The sequence below is a fragment of the Streptomyces sp. NPDC029044 genome, assembly GCF_040637495.1.
GTDB lineage: Bacteria > Actinomycetota > Actinomycetes > Streptomycetales > Streptomycetaceae > Streptomyces.
In genome coordinates, this window is the sequence record NZ_JBEZWN010000009.1 from 94,172 (window position 1) to 109,010 (window position 14,839).

Annotated in this window: 12 protein-coding genes; 6 read left to right on the top strand and 6 right to left on the bottom strand. The window is 70.8% G+C overall.

Annotation, left to right across the window (positions count from 1 at the left end):
• Positions 1–84 precede the first annotated feature (84 nt).
• Complete coding sequence (locus AB0E85_RS11090; RefSeq protein WP_361924891.1) at positions 85–1,062, top strand: acyl-ACP desaturase; 978 nt, start codon at positions 85–87, stop codon at positions 1,060–1,062.
• A 105-nt stretch (positions 1,063–1,167) separates the two neighbouring features.
• On the opposite strand, the gene AB0E85_RS11095 is transcribed toward AB0E85_RS11090, so the two are convergent.
• A complete protein-coding gene (locus AB0E85_RS11095; RefSeq protein WP_180989751.1) occupies positions 1,168–1,413 on the bottom strand; it encodes a WhiB family transcriptional regulator in 246 nt (81 codons plus the stop codon).
• 224 nt (positions 1,414–1,637) lie between these two features.
• On the opposite strand from AB0E85_RS11095, the gene AB0E85_RS11100 reads away from it, so the two are divergent.
• Positions 1,638–2,423: a VOC family protein gene (locus AB0E85_RS11100; protein ID WP_361924894.1), complete on the top strand. Its 786-nt coding sequence runs from the start codon at positions 1,638–1,640 to the stop codon at positions 2,421–2,423.
• Positions 2,424–2,768: 345 nt separating this feature from the next.
• Here the strand turns inward: AB0E85_RS11100 and AB0E85_RS11105 are convergent, their stop codons facing one another.
• Both AB0E85_RS11105 and AB0E85_RS11110 read right to left on the bottom strand, forming a co-directional pair.
• Positions 2,769–3,806 carry a LacI family DNA-binding transcriptional regulator gene (locus AB0E85_RS11105; protein ID WP_361924895.1) on the bottom strand — a complete coding sequence of 346 codons (1,038 nt, stop codon included), beginning with the start codon at positions 3,804–3,806 and terminating at the stop codon, positions 2,769–2,771.
• Positions 3,807–3,900: 94 nt separating this feature from the next.
• Positions 3,901–4,944, bottom strand: coding sequence for a multicopper oxidase domain-containing protein (locus AB0E85_RS11110; protein WP_361924897.1), 1,044 nt, complete (start codon positions 4,942–4,944; stop codon positions 3,901–3,903).
• A gap of 189 nt (positions 4,945–5,133) precedes the next feature.
• Here AB0E85_RS11110 and AB0E85_RS11115 point away from each other — a divergent pair, with 189 nt between their 5' ends.
• Both AB0E85_RS11115 and AB0E85_RS11120 read left to right on the top strand, forming a co-directional pair.
• Entirely contained in the window at positions 5,134–7,614 is a 2,481-nt protein-coding gene (locus AB0E85_RS11115) for a ThuA domain-containing protein (RefSeq protein ID WP_361924899.1), read from the top strand.
• 44 nt (positions 7,615–7,658) lie between these two features.
• Positions 7,659–9,803, top strand: coding sequence for a family 16 glycoside hydrolase (locus tag AB0E85_RS11120; protein WP_361925046.1), 2,145 nt, complete (start codon positions 7,659–7,661; stop codon positions 9,801–9,803).
• On the opposite strand, the gene ligD is transcribed toward AB0E85_RS11120, so the two are convergent.
• Positions 9,790–10,821, bottom strand: coding sequence for a non-homologous end-joining DNA ligase (gene ligD, locus AB0E85_RS11125; RefSeq protein ID WP_361924901.1), 1,032 nt, complete (start codon positions 10,819–10,821; stop codon positions 9,790–9,792). The genes AB0E85_RS11120 and ligD overlap by 14 nt on opposite strands.
• A gap of 73 nt (positions 10,822–10,894) precedes the next feature.
• Here ligD and AB0E85_RS11130 point away from each other — a divergent pair, with 73 nt between their 5' ends.
• Positions 10,895–11,959: an ATP-dependent DNA ligase gene (locus AB0E85_RS11130; RefSeq protein ID WP_361924903.1), complete on the top strand. Its 1,065-nt coding sequence runs from the start codon at positions 10,895–10,897 to the stop codon at positions 11,957–11,959.
• 12 nt (positions 11,960–11,971) lie between these two features.
• On the opposite strand, the gene AB0E85_RS11135 is transcribed toward AB0E85_RS11130, so the two are convergent.
• Positions 11,972–13,162: a zinc-dependent alcohol dehydrogenase gene (locus tag AB0E85_RS11135; protein WP_361924905.1), complete on the bottom strand. Its 1,191-nt coding sequence runs from the start codon at positions 13,160–13,162 to the stop codon at positions 11,972–11,974.
• A 205-nt stretch (positions 13,163–13,367) separates the two neighbouring features.
• Here AB0E85_RS11135 and AB0E85_RS11140 point away from each other — a divergent pair, with 205 nt between their 5' ends.
• Entirely contained in the window at positions 13,368–14,348 is a 981-nt protein-coding gene (locus tag AB0E85_RS11140) for a DUF3048 domain-containing protein (RefSeq protein WP_361924907.1), read from the top strand.
• A gap of 22 nt (positions 14,349–14,370) precedes the next feature.
• Here the strand turns inward: AB0E85_RS11140 and AB0E85_RS11145 are convergent, their stop codons facing one another.
• Complete coding sequence (locus AB0E85_RS11145; protein WP_184852193.1) at positions 14,371–14,835, bottom strand: MarR family transcriptional regulator; 465 nt, start codon at positions 14,833–14,835, stop codon at positions 14,371–14,373.
• Positions 14,836–14,839: the final 4 nt, after the last annotated feature.

Genomic DNA, 14,839 nt, shown 5'->3' on the forward strand with positions numbered 1-14,839 from the left:
ACGGCCTCGTAACCTACGGCAACGTAGCCTACGATGCCGTAGGTTCACCGCACACCGCTCATACGTTTGTCCCCTGGAGAGTCCATGACGATCACCACTCCCCACCTCGGCAGCCCGGCCGGCGCCTGGACCGACGCCCAGCTGCTGTACGCCCTGGAGGAAGTGGTCGAGAAGGAACTCAACCGGCATCTGAAGGTCGCCAAGGACTGGATGCCGCACGAGTACGTGCCGTGGAGCGACGCGCGCAACTTCCCCGGTCTCTTCGAGGACGGCGAGGCCTGGGGCAAGGAGCAGTCCAAGGTCACCGAGATCGGCCGCATCGCGCTCGTCGTAAACCTTCTGACCGAGGACAACCTGCCCAGCTACCACCACGAGATCGCCTCCCTCTTCGGCCGGGACGGCGCCTGGGGCACCTGGGTGCACCGCTGGACCGCGGAGGAGGGCCGGCACGGCATCGTGATGCGCGACTACCTGCTCGCCTCGCGCGCGGTGGACCCGGACAAGCTGGAAGAGTTCCGGATGTCCCACATGAGCGAGGGCTTCGAGTCGGACAACCGGCACTCGATGCTGCACTCGGTCGCCTACGTGGCCTTCCAGGAACTCGCTACCCGCGTCTCGCACCGCAACACCGGCCACCAGTCCGGGGACCCGGTCTGCGACCGCATGCTGGCGCGCATCGCCACCGACGAGAACCTGCACATGGTCTTCTACCGGAACCTGCTGAAGGCGGCCTTCGAGCTCGCGCCCGACCTGACGATGATGGCGGTGCGCGACGTCATCGTGAACTTCCGGATGCCCGGCCACGGCATGCCCGGCTTCGAGCGCGCCGCCGCGCAGATGGCGATCGGCGAGATCTACAACATGCGCATCCACCACGACGACGTGCTCCAGCCCGTGCTGCGCTTCCTGAAGATCATGGAGATCGACGGCCTGGGCCCCGAGGGCCGCAAGGCGCAGGAGGAGCTCGGTCTGTTCATGGGCGGTCTGGACTCCGAGGCGTCGAAGTTCGACGAGAAGCTGGCCGCCCGCAAGGCCCGCATGGCCGCCCGGGCCGGCGCCTGACACCGCCCCGCACCCCCGTCACGAGGCCCCGGCCGCCACGAGCGGCCGGGGCCTCGTGCGTAGCGGCAGCGGACGGGACGGGAACCGGGAGGCCCCCCGTGGCCTCTACCGCGACACCCGCCGCAGCTCCAGCCGCTCCTTCTCCGAGAGACCGCCCCAGACACCGAAGCGCTCGTCGTTGTCCAGCGCGTACGCGAGGCAGGCCGCGCGGATCGGGCACATACCGCAGATCCGCTTCGCCTCCCGCACCGAACTGCCCGGTTCGGGGAAGAAGAAGTCCGCCCCCGTCTGCGCGCACAACGCCTCTTGCTGCCATTCGAGTTCGGGCGAGGTGATCGTGTCGATGTGCATGACCGGAAGCGTTGCGGGCAGTGAAAAACATTCGATCAACGCGGGATCAACACGGCGTTCCCAGGCCCCCGGCCGCTTCGATGGTGGCCCGCCGGACCGGCCGGCGCACGGCGGCGCGCGGAAACACCGCACAGCCGCCACGGTCGCGCTCCGGCGGCGGATGTCACCCGGCGGTGAAAGACTCGACAGTGCGGACGACGGGCCCCTGCGCGAGGAGGGCGACGATGCTCACCACCCGTTACGTCACCGGCGCTCCGAACTGGATCGACCTCGGCGCCCCCGACATCGACGGCGCCGCCGCCTTCTACGGCGGGCTGTTCGGCTGGCATTTCCAGCCGGGCGGCCCGGAGGTCGGAGGATACGGCCTGTTCCAGCTCGGCGGCAGGACGGCCGCCGGGGGCATGCAGACCACCGCCGACCAGGGCCCGCCGTCCTGGACGGTGTACTTCCAGGCGCCGGACGCGGACGCCACGGCGCGTGCGGCCGAGCAGGCGCGCGGCTCGGTCGCGGTGCAGCCGATGGACGTCCAGGACCTGGGCCGGATGGCGATCCTCGCCGACCGGGCGGGAGTGACCTTCGGTCTGTGGCAGCCGGGCCGCAACGAGGGCCTGGAGGTGGTCCAGGACCACGGGTCGCTGTGCTGGGTCGAGCTGTACACGGCGGACGTCCCGGCCGCGGCCGCCTTCTACCACTCCGTACTGGGTCTGGAGACCTTCGGCGCCGACTTCGCCGGCGGCACGTACACCACGTTCAGCCCCGCCGGACAGAGCGAGGACGCCATGTTCGGCGGAGTCGTCCCGCTGGCCGACGAACCGTCCGAGGAGGAGGCGTACTGGCTGCCGTACTTCGAGGTCGCCGACACGGACGCCACCGCCGCCAGGGCCAGGGAGCTGGGCGGCACGGTCCGTCTTCCCGCCACGGACCTCCCGTCCGTCGGCCGCCTCGCGAAACTCGCCGACCCTTACGGCGCCCGCTTCGCGGTGATCCGGAGCGAGCCGCGGCAGGGGTGAGACGGGCCCGGTCCCGTCATGAAGAGCAGCGCCTGCCGATGCGGCGCCCGGCATCGCACATCGGCCTCCCGCTGTCCGGCCGGCCCACGCTCACCGCTGCCCCGCGCCACCGCGCCACCGCGCCACCGCGCCACCGCGCCACGACGGACCCTGCCCGCCGGCGCGGGGCTGGCGGCGCAGGGCTGCGAAGCTCGCGAGCCGGGCGCCCGGCTCGCGTCCGTAGCGCCGAGCGCACTTCGGCACAGGGGCTCCCGGGCGCCGGGCCGAGCGCCCCCCGACACCACACACGGGGGCCTTCGCCACGATCAAGACCAGCCGGCGTTAACAAGCTCGTGCTCAATACACCTAGGCCGACCCCCGCCGCACCAGCGTCGTCGGCAGCACCACGCTGGAGGGCGTCGCCCCGACGCCCTCCCGGGGGGCGCCACGGTCGAGGCCGCGCAGCAGCAGGCGGGCCATCAGGCGGCCCATCTCCTCTATGTCCTGACGGACCGTCGTGAGCGGCGGGTCGGTCTGTTCGGCGACGGGGCGCATGTCGTCGAACCCGATCACGGCCACGTCGTCGGGAACGCGGCGGCCCGACTCACGCAGGACGCGCAGCGCCCCGGAGGCCATGAGGTCGTTGGCGGCGAACACCGCGTCCACCTCCGGGCAGCGCTCCAGCAGCTCGCGCATCGCCCGCTCGCCCCCGGCCGGCGTGAAGTCGGCCTCGGCGATCAACTGCGGCTCGGCGTCCACCATGACGTCCCGGTAGCCGTCGAGGCGGTCCGCGGCGGAGGTCTGGTCGAGGGCACCGGTGATGTGCGCGATGCGGGTGCGGCCGAGGCCGGCCAGATGGCGGACGGCGTCGCGGGCACCGCCGCGGTTGTCACTGTCGACGTAGACCACCTCGCGCCGGTCGCCGCTCCAGCCGGGCCGGCCGCCGAAGACGGTCGGGACACCCGCCCGCTGGATCAGCTCCGGCAACGGGTCGTCGAGGTGCAGGGAGAAGACGAGGGCGCCGTCGACATGTCCGCCGGCGAGGTACCTGGCGACCCGGGCGTGGTCGTCCCGGCCCTCCGTGAGCAGCAGCACGAGCTGGTTGTCGTGGGCGGTGAGCTCCTTGCTGATGCCTCGCAGCTGGAGCGCGAAGAAGGGGTCGGCGAAGACGCGGGTCTCCGGTTCGGCGACGACGACCGCGACCGCGTCGTGCCGCCGGGTCACCAGGGAGCGGGCGGCCTGGTTGGGTACGTACCCGAGCTCGTCCACGGCCTTGCGGACCCGCTCCACCAGGATGTCCCGCACCCCGTCGCCGCCGTTGACCACGCGGGACACCGTGGCCCGCGAGACACCGGCCCGGGCGGCCACGGCCTCCAGGGTGGGACGCGGGGCTGTGTCGGTCACTTCGGGGCTCCTCACCTGCGGCTGCGGATCAGGATAGCCCTGGTGACGCAGCGTGGTGAGAGCGCTCTCGCAAGCCGCGTGGAACGGTCGCGCGTCAGTGCTCGTGGCCGCCGACGGCCGGCTCCTCCTCGTGCTCGTGGCCGCTGCCCGCCGGCTCCTCCTCGTGCTCGTGGCCGCCGCCCGCCGGCTCGTCGCCGTGCTCGTGCGGCTCGTAGCCCGGAATGGTCCCGTCCGGCTTCTTCACCAGGAACAGCCCCACCATGCCCATGTCGGAGTGACTCTGCACGTGGCAGTGGTACATCCAGGCGCCCGCGCCGACGCCCTCCCCCGCGATCACCTGGAAGCCGAAGGAGTCCGCCGGTCCCGTGATCTTGTTGTCGATGACCTGGCTGGGGTCCTCGGGGCCGGTCAGCATGCCGGTGCGGTTGTCCGCCCAGCGGTGACCGTGCATGTGGAACGTGTGGTAGAACTCGCCGTGTGTGATCACGATGAACTCGACGCGATCCCCCACCGTGGCCTCGAAGTTCGGACCGGAGTGCGGCGGCTTGTTGTTGATCCGCATGTCGTTGAAGACGACCGTGTGTGTCCGGTCGGGCAGGACGTCGCCCTTGCGGCGGACGATGACAGGGCCGAACAGGCCCTTCTGCAACCCCACCGTGCCGTGCTCGGTGCCGACGACGTGGTCGTGGTAGTGCCAGTAACCCGCGCTGCCCGCCCGCCAGGTGCCGTCCTTGCGGCGGCCGGGGGCGTGGGTGCGCCAGGTGTAGGTGCGGGTGCCGCCCGGTTCGACGTGGCTGCGGTTCATCTTCGTGCCGTCGCTGGTGATTTCGTAGTCCAGGCCGTGGACGTGCAGACTCACCGCCACGTCCATGAGGTTCTCGAACTCGACGTGCAGGGTGTCGCCCTCGTTGAGTTCGATCAGCGGACCCGGGACGGACGCCTTGCCCTTCTCCAGTCCGTAGCCCATCTGCCCGTCGGCCAGCTTCTCGGCGTACAGCTTGATGCGTTTCACCTCGCCCCCGGCGGGCGCCGTCTTCGCCGGTCCGGCGGCGCTCACGGCCTCCGGTGCCACGGACAACGATGTCGCGACGGCCGCGCCGCCCAGCAGGACCCGCCGGTTGAAGCTGCGTCTGTCCATGCGGAACTCCCCACCCTGGTAAGGCATTTACGGAGGCGTACCTGTGATGAACCTGTGCGACGGTACCGGCCGCGCTGCCGTTTATCCACACTCAAGACAAAGTTGGTCCCATCCCGGTCATAGGTATTGGCGTGACGTGCAAAGGGGTTTAGCTTCCTTGGCGGTGTTGCTGTGACCGAGGAGGTGCCCATGCACTTACGAGGGTTGAGCAAGTCAAGACGCGTCTGGGCGGCGTCCGTCGCCGCCGGGGTCGTGACCGCCGGGCTGCTGTCGGGTCCTGCCGCGAACGCGCGCCCTTACCCAGAACCCCCGTTGACAACGATGTCGATCAAGTCGCCGCCGGGCGGCGCGAACGTACGGGTGCTGATCTTCCACGGTTCCGCGGCGGCCGGGGAGGAGTCGCCGGTGGTGAACGCCGGGATCGAGGCCATCGAGGACATCGGCCTGTCGGGCCCGGCGAACCGCCGCTTCAAGGTCCAGGCCACCGGTGACGCCTCGGTGTTCACCGACGGGACCAGGCTCGGCCGTTTCAACGCGATCGTGTTCCTGACCGGCGGGGGCGACGTCCTCGACGCGGAGCAGGAGGCGGGCCTGGAGGCCTACATGGAGGCCGGCGGCGGATTCGTCGGCATTCACGACGCGGCGCGCGCGGAGCCGTACTCGGACTGGTTCACCGGTCTGGTGGGTGCCCGTCCGGCCGCGTCGAGCCCGACGGCCGTGCAGCGGGCGACCGTCGAGGTCGGAGACCGCGGGCACCCCGCCACCAAGAACCTGCCGGTGCAGTGGAAGCGCCCGGACCGGTGGCTGAACTGGGTGAAGAACCCGTCGGGCGACGTGCACACGGTGGCCCGGGTCCGCGAGTCGACGTACCAGCCGGGTTCCGGCTCCAACGGCTGGGACCACCCGGTCAGCTGGTGCCGGGACTACGACGGCGGCCGTTCCTTCTACACGGGCATGGGCGGGACGGTCTCGTCGTACGACGAGACCGACTTCCGTGACCATCTGCACGGTGCGCTGCTGTGGACGACCCGTCTGGAGCAGGCCGACTGCAAGGCCACGATCAACGCCAACTACGCGGCGGAGCGGCTGACCAAGCCCAACCAGCCCGGGCGGAACGACCAGATCGGCGAGCCGCACGGCATGGTCACCGCGCCCGACGGCCGGGTCTTCTACATCGGCCGCGGTGGGGCCGACTCTTCGCAGCCGGTGATCACCGACTGGAACAACCCGGACATCGGCAAGGGCAAGGGCGAGATCCACGTCTACGACCCGAAGACCAAGCAGGTCACCCTGGCCGGTGCGCTCACCGTCTTCGGCAACAAGGGCGGCGGCGACGAGCTGATCAAGGTCGAGGAGGGGCTGCTCGGCATCGAGCTGGACCCGGGGTTCGCACAGAACGGCTGGGTGTATCTGCACTACACGCCGCACGAGCGGATCGACCGCGAGAAGCGGATGGCGGAGCGGCGGGTCTCCCGGTTCACGCTCGACCGGACCACGGACAAGCTGGACCTGTCCAGTGAGAAGGTGCTGCTGAAGTGGCCGGTGCAGATCCACAGCTGCTGCCACGCGGGCGGCGGGATGGCCTGGGACTCCAAGGGCAACCTGTACATCGCCACCGGTGACAACAACTCCAGCGGCTTCAGCGCCGGTTACTCGGGCAACAACCCCGAGCCGAACTACAAGGGCGTCTCCTTCGCCGACGCGCGCCGCACCGCCGGCAACACCAACAACCTCAACGGCAAGATCCTGCGCATCCACCCGGAGCCGGACGGGACGTACACCCTCCCCGAGGGCAACCTGTTCACCGGGAAGGAGACGGCCGAGGGCGGCGGCAAGACGCGCGGCGAGATCTATGTGATGGGCGTGCGCAACCCGGCGCGCATCTCCGTCGACACGTCGACCGACGTCCTCTACGCGGGCTGGGTCGGGCCGGACGCGAGCGCGCCCTCGACGACCTGGGGTCCGGCCAAGTACGACACGTTCGCCGCCATCACGAAGGCGGGCAACCGCGGCTGGCCGTACTGCATGGGCAACAAACAGCCCTACCGGGACCGCAATCTGCCGGACCCGTCCAAGCCGCTGGGCTGGTACGACTGCGACCGCCCGAAGAACGAGTCGCCGAACAACGACGGCCTGGTCAACCTGCCGCCGGTGACCGGCAACAACATCTGGTACTCGCCGTCGGGCGGTGCGCCGGACTACCCGAGGGACGCCAGTGGTGTCCCGTCGTACAAGCCGGCGGAGGCCACGTACCGGCTGCCCTGGCTGAAGGGCGGTGGGCAGGCCGCGATGAACGGGCCGGTGTACCGGTACGGCACGGTGGCGGCGGACAGTGCCGTCAAGTGGCCGGCGTACTGGGACGGCAAGTGGTTCGTCGGTGACTTCTACGACGCCGACCAGCCGCGCCACGCGGTACTCATGGACCCGAAGACGCAAGGCGACGGCGGTCTGCCGGTGCACGCGGAGTCGCTGAAGAAGATCGTGCCGGTCGGCAACGACGGCATCAAGAACCTGATGGACTGGAAGTTCGGTCCGGACGGCGCGCTGTACGTCCTCGACTACGGGCGCGGCTTCTTCACCTCGGACTCCAAGTCGGCCCTGTGGCGGGTCACCTACAAGGGCGGCGGGCCCACCCCGGCCGCCGATCGGCTGGCGAGGGGGAGCGAGTGATCCGGCACCGAAGAGTCTGGGCCGCCCTGCTGGCCGCCCTGCTGATGCTGCTCGGCGTGCAGGCGCTGCCCGCCGCCGGGCAGCCCGGGAAGGAGGCCGCCGACCAGGTGCTCACCTGGACGGCCGGCAACGACATCGACAAGTACCTCTCGGCGCCGAAGACGGCGGTCGCCGGTGCCGCCACGATCGTCTTCGAGAACAGCGCGGCCACCGGCAACACGACGGGCATGCCGCACACGTTGACGTTCGTGACCAGCGATCCCGAGTTCAACGGCGACGTGCAGCTCAACATCCTGGCCAATCCGAACGACGCCCAGGGCGGCAAACACACCGCGCAGGTCACGCTCACGCCCGGCCGGTACTTCTACCACTGCACGATCCCCGGCCACGGCCAGATGCAGGGCATCCTGACGGTGACCGAGGGCAGCGGTGAGGACACCACGGCGCCCGAGGCGTCGGCGCACGTCAGCGGCACGCAGAACACGCAGGGCGCGTACGTCGGTTCGGCGAGCGTGGCGTTGCACGCCACCGACGAGGGCGGCTCCGGCGTCGACCGGATCGAGTACGCGATCGGCGAGGCGGGTGCCTGGCAGCCGTACACCGCGCCGGTCGTCGTCGATCAGGTGGGCAGCCATCAGGTCCGTTACCGGGCGTTCGACAAGGCGGGGAACGTCTCCGCCGAGAAGAGCACCGCGTTCACGGTAGTGGCGCCCCAGTCGGACGACACCACCGCGCCGGAGACCTCGGCGACGGTGAGCGGCGAGCGCAACGCCGAGGGGGCGTACATCGACATGGCGACGGTCACCGTCTCGGCCTCCGACACGGGTTCCGGGGTCAACGCCATCGAGTACGCGGTCGGTTCGGGAGCGTGGCAGCCGTACACGGCGCCCGTGATGGTGCACCAGGTGGGCGACCACACCGTCCGCTACCGCGCCACCGACAAGGCGGGGAACGTGGCGGCGGAGAAGAGCGTGCGGTTCACGGTGGCCGCCGCGCCGCCGCAGGACACCACACCCCCGGTGACGGGTGTTTCGGTGGAGGGCACGAAGAACTCCGCCGGGGCGTACGTCAACAGCGCCCGGGTGACCGTCACGGCGACCGACGCGCACGGTTCGGGCGTCGAGAGGATCGAGTACTCGCTGGACGGCGGGCCCTACCTCGCCTACTCGGCGCCGGTGGTGGTCGACCGGGCGGGTGCGCACACCGTGGCCTACCGGGCGACGGACAAGGCCGGGAACACCGCGGCGGCCCGCACGGTGACCTTCACGGTCGTCTCCGGGCAGGTCCCGGCGCCGGACTGCCCCGAGTACGACGAGCGGCTGACGGTGATCGTCGGGACGGTCGACTCCGGGGTGCGCAACCGGGTGACCGACAACCGGTGCCGGATCGGCGAGCTGATCGAGGACGAGAAGGAGTGGACGTCGCAGGCGCTGTTCCTCAAGCACGTGACGTCCGTTCTCGACGCGCTGCTGGAGGAAGGGGTCATCGACCAGCGGGAGTCCCGGGCGATCCGGAAGGCGGCCCGCGAGTCGGGCATCGGCAAGCCGGGACAGACCGAGGGCTACCGCGCGCTGTTCGACGGCACGGCGGACTCCCTCGCCAAGTGGCAGCAGGTGGGCGGCGGTTCGTTCGGGCTGAACCCGGACGGGACGATCACCTCCAGCACCACGACGCCCGGCATGGGCATGCTGTGGTTCCCGCAGCGCAAGTACGGCGACTTCTCGCTGAAGCTCCAGTGGCGTGACGACGCACCCGGCACCGGCAACGCCAACTCGGGTGTCTTCGTGCGCTTCCCGTGGGTCCACGACCACCCCGAGGAGTCCCGCCCGGAGTGGGTCGCCATCAAGTACGGGCACGAGGTGCAGGTGCTCGACCGGCCCGACGGCGACATGTACAAGACGGGGTCGGTCTACGGCTTCGACCGGGTCGGTCTGGCCGGCGCGGGCGTGACACAGAAGGGCACCTGGAACGACTACGAGATCCGGGTGGAGGGCCAGCACTACTCGGTGCTGCGCAACGGTGTGCTGATCAACGAGTTCGACAACACCGGCGGCCAGGAGTTCAGCCCGCCCCGCTCGGACGACCCGGGCACGGACGGGCGGCGGTTCGCCTCCGGCTACATCGGACTCCAGGTGCACGGCACGACGGACGTCGTCTCGTACCGGGACATCAGGATCAAGGAGCTGTAGGAGGCTCCTTCTCCTTGCGGGCCCTGCTCGGCTGTACCCGTCTGGGCTCCCCCGGCATCTTCGGATACTCGGGCGGGTACGGCAGGTCGCCGAGGCCGTGGTCGTGCTCGTCGCGGCGGGCCAGGTCGAGCAGGGCTTCCAGGGAGTAGCGCTTGTCGTCCATGTCCGCGTGCACGTCGCCGAGTTCGGCGAAGCGCGCGGGCATGGACGCGAGGTCGAAGTCCTGGGGGTGCGCGATGCCGACCTCGTCCCAGCGCAGGGGCGCGGAGACAGGGGCGTGCGGGCGGGGGCGTACGGAGTAGGCGGAGGCGATCGTGCGGTCGCGTGCCGTCTGGTTGTAGTCGATGAAGATGCGCTCGCCGCGCTCCTCCTTCCACCACTTGATGGTCACGTGCTCGGGCATCCGCCGTTCCATCTCCCGGCCGACGGCGATGGCGGCGCGCCGGACCTGGGTGAAGGTCCAGCGCGGTTCGATGGGCACGAAGACGTGCAGGCCCCGCCCTCCCGAGGTCTTGGGGAAGCCGCGCAGGCCGCCGAACTCTTCGAGCACCGACCGCAGTTCGTGGGCCGCTCGGGCGGCGTCGTCGTAGTCGGTGCCGGGCTGCGGGTCGAGGTCGATGCGGAGTTCGTCGGGGTGGTCGACGTCGTCGCGGCGGACCGGCCAGGGGTGGAAGGTGAGGGTGCCGAACTGTGCGGCCCACACCACCGCTCCGGCCTCGGTGGGGCACATCTCGTCGGCGCTGCGGCCGCTGGGGAAGGTGATGTGCGCGGTCGGGATCCAGCCGGGCATGTTCTTCGGCGCCCGCTTCTGGAAGAAGTTCTCCCCGGTCACGCCCTCGGGGTAGCGCTCCAGGGTGGTCGGCCGGTCGCGCAGGGCGCGCAGGATGCCGGGGCCGACGGCGATGTAGTAGCGCGCCAGGTCCAGCTTGGTGAAACCGCGCTCGGGAAAGAACATCTTGTCCGGGCTGGACAGCCGTACCGTCCGGCCGTCCACCTCCAGCTCCACCGCGTCACCCATGCCGCCACGGTAGGCGTCGCCCGCATACCTCGCACATCGGGCACCCGGTGGAATATCGGCGCAGAATCGATCCATGGATCTGCCGGTGATGCCCCCTGTCCTGCCGATGCTCGCCAAGTCCGTGGCGGCGATCCCCGCGGGCATGCAGTACGAGGCGAAGTGGGACGGGTTCCGGGCGATCGTGTTCCGCGACGGGGAAGAGGTCGAGCTGGGCAGCCGTTCCGGTAAGCCTCTGACCAGGTATTTTCCCGAGCTGGTGACGGCTGTGCGGGAGCGGTTGCCGAAGCGGTGCGTGGTGGACGGGGAGATCGTGATCGCGCGGGAGGGACATCTGGACTTCGACGCGCTGACGGAGCGGATCCACCCCGCGGACTCGCGGGTGCGGACGTTGGCCGAACGGACACCGGCTTCGCTCGTCGTGTTCGACCTGCTGGCGCTGGGGGACGCGTCGCTGATGGACGTCCCGCTGACCGAGCGGCGGGAGCGGCTGGCCGCTGAGCTCTCCGGAGTGCGGGCGCCGGTGCACCTCGCCCCGGCGACCACCGACATCGAGGTGGCGCGGCGGTGGTTCGAGGAGTACGAGGGGGCCGGTCTCGACGGTGTCGTCGCCAAGCCGTTGACCGTGCCCTACCGGCCGGATCAGCGTGCCATGTTCAAGGTCAAGCACGAGCGGACGGCGGACGTCGTGGTGGCCGGGTACCGCCTGCACAAGAGCGGCCCGGTCGTGGGTTCGCTGCTGCTCGGGCTGTACGACGACCGGGGCACCCTCCAGCACGTGGGCGTGTCCGCCGCCTTCACGATGAAGCGGCGTGCCGAGCTGGTGGAGGAGCTGGAGCCGCTGCGCCTGGACGACGTGACGGGGCATCCGTGGGCGGCCTGGTCCGAGGAGGCCGCGCACGAGACGGCCCGGCTGCCGGGGGCGCCGAGCCGCTGGTCGGGCCGCAAGGACCTGTCGTGGGTGCCGCTGCGGCCGGACCGGGTGGCCGAGGTGGCGTACGACCACATGGAGAACGGGCAGCGCTTCCGGCACACCGCCCGTTTCCGCCGCTGGCGCCCGGACCGGACCCCCGAGAGCTGCACGTACGCGCAGCTTCAGGAGCCGGTCCGCTACGACCTGGCGGAGATCCTCGGCGGCTAGCCGAAGGCCCGGTCAGGGCTGCATCAGGACCTTGACCGCGCCGTCCTGCTTGCGCTGGAACATCTCGTACGCGTGCGGGGCCTCCGACAGCGACACCCGGTGGGTGGCGAAGTCGTCCACGCCGAGGGGGTCCTCGTCGGTCAGGTAAGGGATGATGTCGTCGCTCCAGCGGCGGACGTTGGCCTGGCCCATCCGCATCTGGATCTGTTTGTCGAACAGGGTGAGCAGCGGGAGCGGGTCCGCCATGCCGCCGTAGACACCGGACAGCGAGATGGTGCCGCCGCGGCGCACCAGGTCGATGGCGGTGTAGAGCGCGGCGAGGCGGTCGATGCTGAAGCGCTCGGCGATCGGGGCGCCGACCTTGCGGGGCAGGATCGCGGCGGCGTTCTGCACCATGCGCGCGGCGGCACTGCCGTGGGCCTCGGTGCCCACCGCGTCGATCACGGCGTCGGGGCCCCGGCCGTCGGTCTGGTCGCGGATCGCCTCGACGAGTTCCTTCTCGTCGTCGAAGGACCGCAGGTCGAAGGTCTCCACGCCCCGTGCCTTCGCCCGGCGCAGCCGCTCCGGAACGAGGTCGACGCCGAACACGCGTCCGGCGCCCTGCACCTGGGCGACGCGGCACGCCATGTCGCCGATGGGCCCGAGGCCGAGTACGGCGACGCTGCCGCCCTGCGGGACGCCGGCGTAGGCGACCGCCTGCCAGGCGGTGGGCAGGACGTCGGAGAGGTAGACGAAACGGTCGTCGGGCGGCCCCTCGGGGACCTTGATCGGGCCGAACTGTGCCTGCGGGACGCGCAGGTACTCGGCCTGTGCGCCCGGCACCGCGCCGTACAGGCGGGTGTAGCCGAACAGGGCGGCGCCCATGCCCTCGCCCTGCACCTGCGTGGTCTCGCACTGCGTGGGCAGGCCGGTCAGGCACATCCAGCAGTTGCCGCAGGCGATCTGGAAGGGCACCACGACCCGGTCCCCCACCTGAAGGTCCGGGACGCCGGCGCCGACCTCCTCGACGATGCCCATGGGTTCATGGCCGAGGATGTCGCCGGGGGTCATGAACGGGGTGAGCACTTCGTACAGGTGCAGGTCGGAGCCGCACAGCCCGGTGGAGGTGATGCGGATGACCGCGTCCGTCGGCTCCTGGATGGTCGGATCGGGCACGTTCTCCACCCGCACGTCACGCTTGCCCTGCCAGGTCACTGCCCTCATCGCCTCGCGCTCCCTCCGTCAGCGTGCGCGTCGGTCGTACGGCGGGGCCCGGGTACCCGGACGACCCGCGCTGAACCTTGAGCCGATCGACGGACGCCACCGAGACACTTCTCTGCCAAGAACAATCAACTATGGCCACTGATGTTCAGATAAGCGCACAATCAAGGCAGATCGAATGACATAAGGCGCGGTGGCGACGGTGGGCATGGGACGAGGGACGCGCGGACGGTGCGCCGCGACGAGGGTGGCGCTGCTGGCCGCCGCGGTGACGGCCGCCCTGACGGCGGGCTGCACGAGCCCGGGCGGACCGGGCGACGACGGACGGGGCGCAGCGGAGGAGTCGGAACGGGGGACGTCCCCCTCGGCGACCGGCCCCTCCGCCCTTGCGGTCAAGATCGACAACGCCGCCGCGGCCCGTCCGCACACGGGCGTCGACGCCGCGGACGTGGTCTACGCCGAGCAGGTCGAGGGCGGGCTGAGCCGGCTGATGGCGGTGTACGCGACCCGGCTGCCGGAGACGGTCGGGCCGGTGCGCAGCGCACGCGAGTCGGATCTGGAACTCCTGCGCCAGTTCGGCCGCCCCACGCTCGCCTTCTCCGGCGCGCAGAAGAAGCTCCTGCCGCTGATCGACAAGGCGCCGCTGCGGGCGGAGACGCCCGGCAACGCCGCCGATGCCTTCTTCCGCGGCACCGGCAGGCCCGCCCCGCACAACCTCTACCTGCGGCCCGGGCGGATCGTGCCCGAGCCCCCCGGCCAGGCCGCCCTGACCACCGGTTTCCGCTACGGCCCGGCACCCGAGGGCGGCACGGCGACGGATTCCCGGACGGTGCGCTACCCGGCGGCCCGTTTCACCTTCACCTGGTCGGACTCCCGCGACCGGTGGCTGGTCGGCATGGACGGCACGCCCGCGACGACGGCCGACGGGAAGCGGATGACGGCCGCGACGGTCGTGGTCCAGTACGTGAAGGTGCGCGAGTCCGCCTTCCAGGACTTCCTCGGCAACAACACGCCGTACACCGAGACGGTCGGCTCGGGCAAGGCGACGGTGCTGCGCGACGGGCGGGCCTGGAACGTGGACTGGAAGCGGGAGAAGGCCACGGACGGCACCTCGTTCACCATCGGCGACGGCGTTCCCGTGAACTTCGCCGAGGGCCAGGTGTGGGTGGTGTACTCCGGGACGCCGTGACGACCCGCTCGGGCCGCACCCGTCAGCGGGGCGCCACCAGGGGCTCCTCGGGATTGCGGAGCCCCTCGGCCGCGTCCGCGACCCGCCGGATGAGATCGAAGAACACCGTCCGCTCGTCGGCGGTGAGCGGCGCGAGGAACACCTGGTTCATCCGGGCGGTGCGCACGGTCAGCCTGCGGTGCGTGCGCTCCCCTTCGTCCGTGAGGTGCAGCAGGGAGCGGCGGCCGTCCTGGGGGTCGCGGACCTTGTCGAGCAGTCCGCGCCGGCTGAGCCGGCTGATCACCTCGGCGATGGTGGACCGGTCGAGCCCCACCCGCTCCCCCACCGTGCGCTGGTCGAGGCCGGGCTCGGCGACGAGGGTGTTGAGGACCGCGAACTGGGGCGAGGTGATCTCCTCGGAGACCATCGCGTTCCACAGCAGGTAGTGGGCCTGCTGGAGCCGCCGGGCCAGGTGCCCGGGGTGGGTGGTGAGGTCCGCGGCCGCCATGTGC

Excerpts from the sequence above, each read along its gene's own strand:
- AB0E85_RS11090 (WP_361924891.1), top strand. The coding sequence starts at position 85 with ATGACGATCACCACTCCCCACCTCGGCAGCCCGGCCGGCGCCTGGACC.
- AB0E85_RS11095 (WP_180989751.1), bottom strand. The coding sequence starts at position 1,413 with ATGCACATCGACACGATCACCTCGCCCGAACTCGAATGGCAGCAAGAG.
- AB0E85_RS11100 (WP_361924894.1), top strand. The coding sequence starts at position 1,638 with ATGCTCACCACCCGTTACGTCACCGGCGCTCCGAACTGGATCGACCTC.
- AB0E85_RS11110 (WP_361924897.1), bottom strand. The coding sequence starts at position 4,944 with ATGGACAGACGCAGCTTCAACCGGCGGGTCCTGCTGGGCGGCGCGGCC.
- AB0E85_RS11115 (WP_361924899.1), top strand. The coding sequence starts at position 5,134 with ATGCACTTACGAGGGTTGAGCAAGTCAAGACGCGTCTGGGCGGCGTCC.
- AB0E85_RS11120 (WP_361925046.1), top strand. The coding sequence starts at position 7,659 with ATGCTGCTCGGCGTGCAGGCGCTGCCCGCCGCCGGGCAGCCCGGGAAG.
- ligD (WP_361924901.1), bottom strand. The coding sequence starts at position 10,821 with ATGGGTGACGCGGTGGAGCTGGAGGTGGACGGCCGGACGGTACGGCTG.
- AB0E85_RS11130 (WP_361924903.1), top strand. The coding sequence starts at position 10,895 with ATGGATCTGCCGGTGATGCCCCCTGTCCTGCCGATGCTCGCCAAGTCC.
- AB0E85_RS11135 (WP_361924905.1), bottom strand. The coding sequence starts at position 13,162 with ATGAGGGCAGTGACCTGGCAGGGCAAGCGTGACGTGCGGGTGGAGAAC.
- AB0E85_RS11140 (WP_361924907.1), top strand. The coding sequence starts at position 13,368 with ATGGGACGAGGGACGCGCGGACGGTGCGCCGCGACGAGGGTGGCGCTG.
- AB0E85_RS11145 (WP_184852193.1), bottom strand. The coding sequence starts at position 14,835 with ATGGCGGCCGCGGACCTCACCACCCACCCCGGGCACCTGGCCCGGCGG.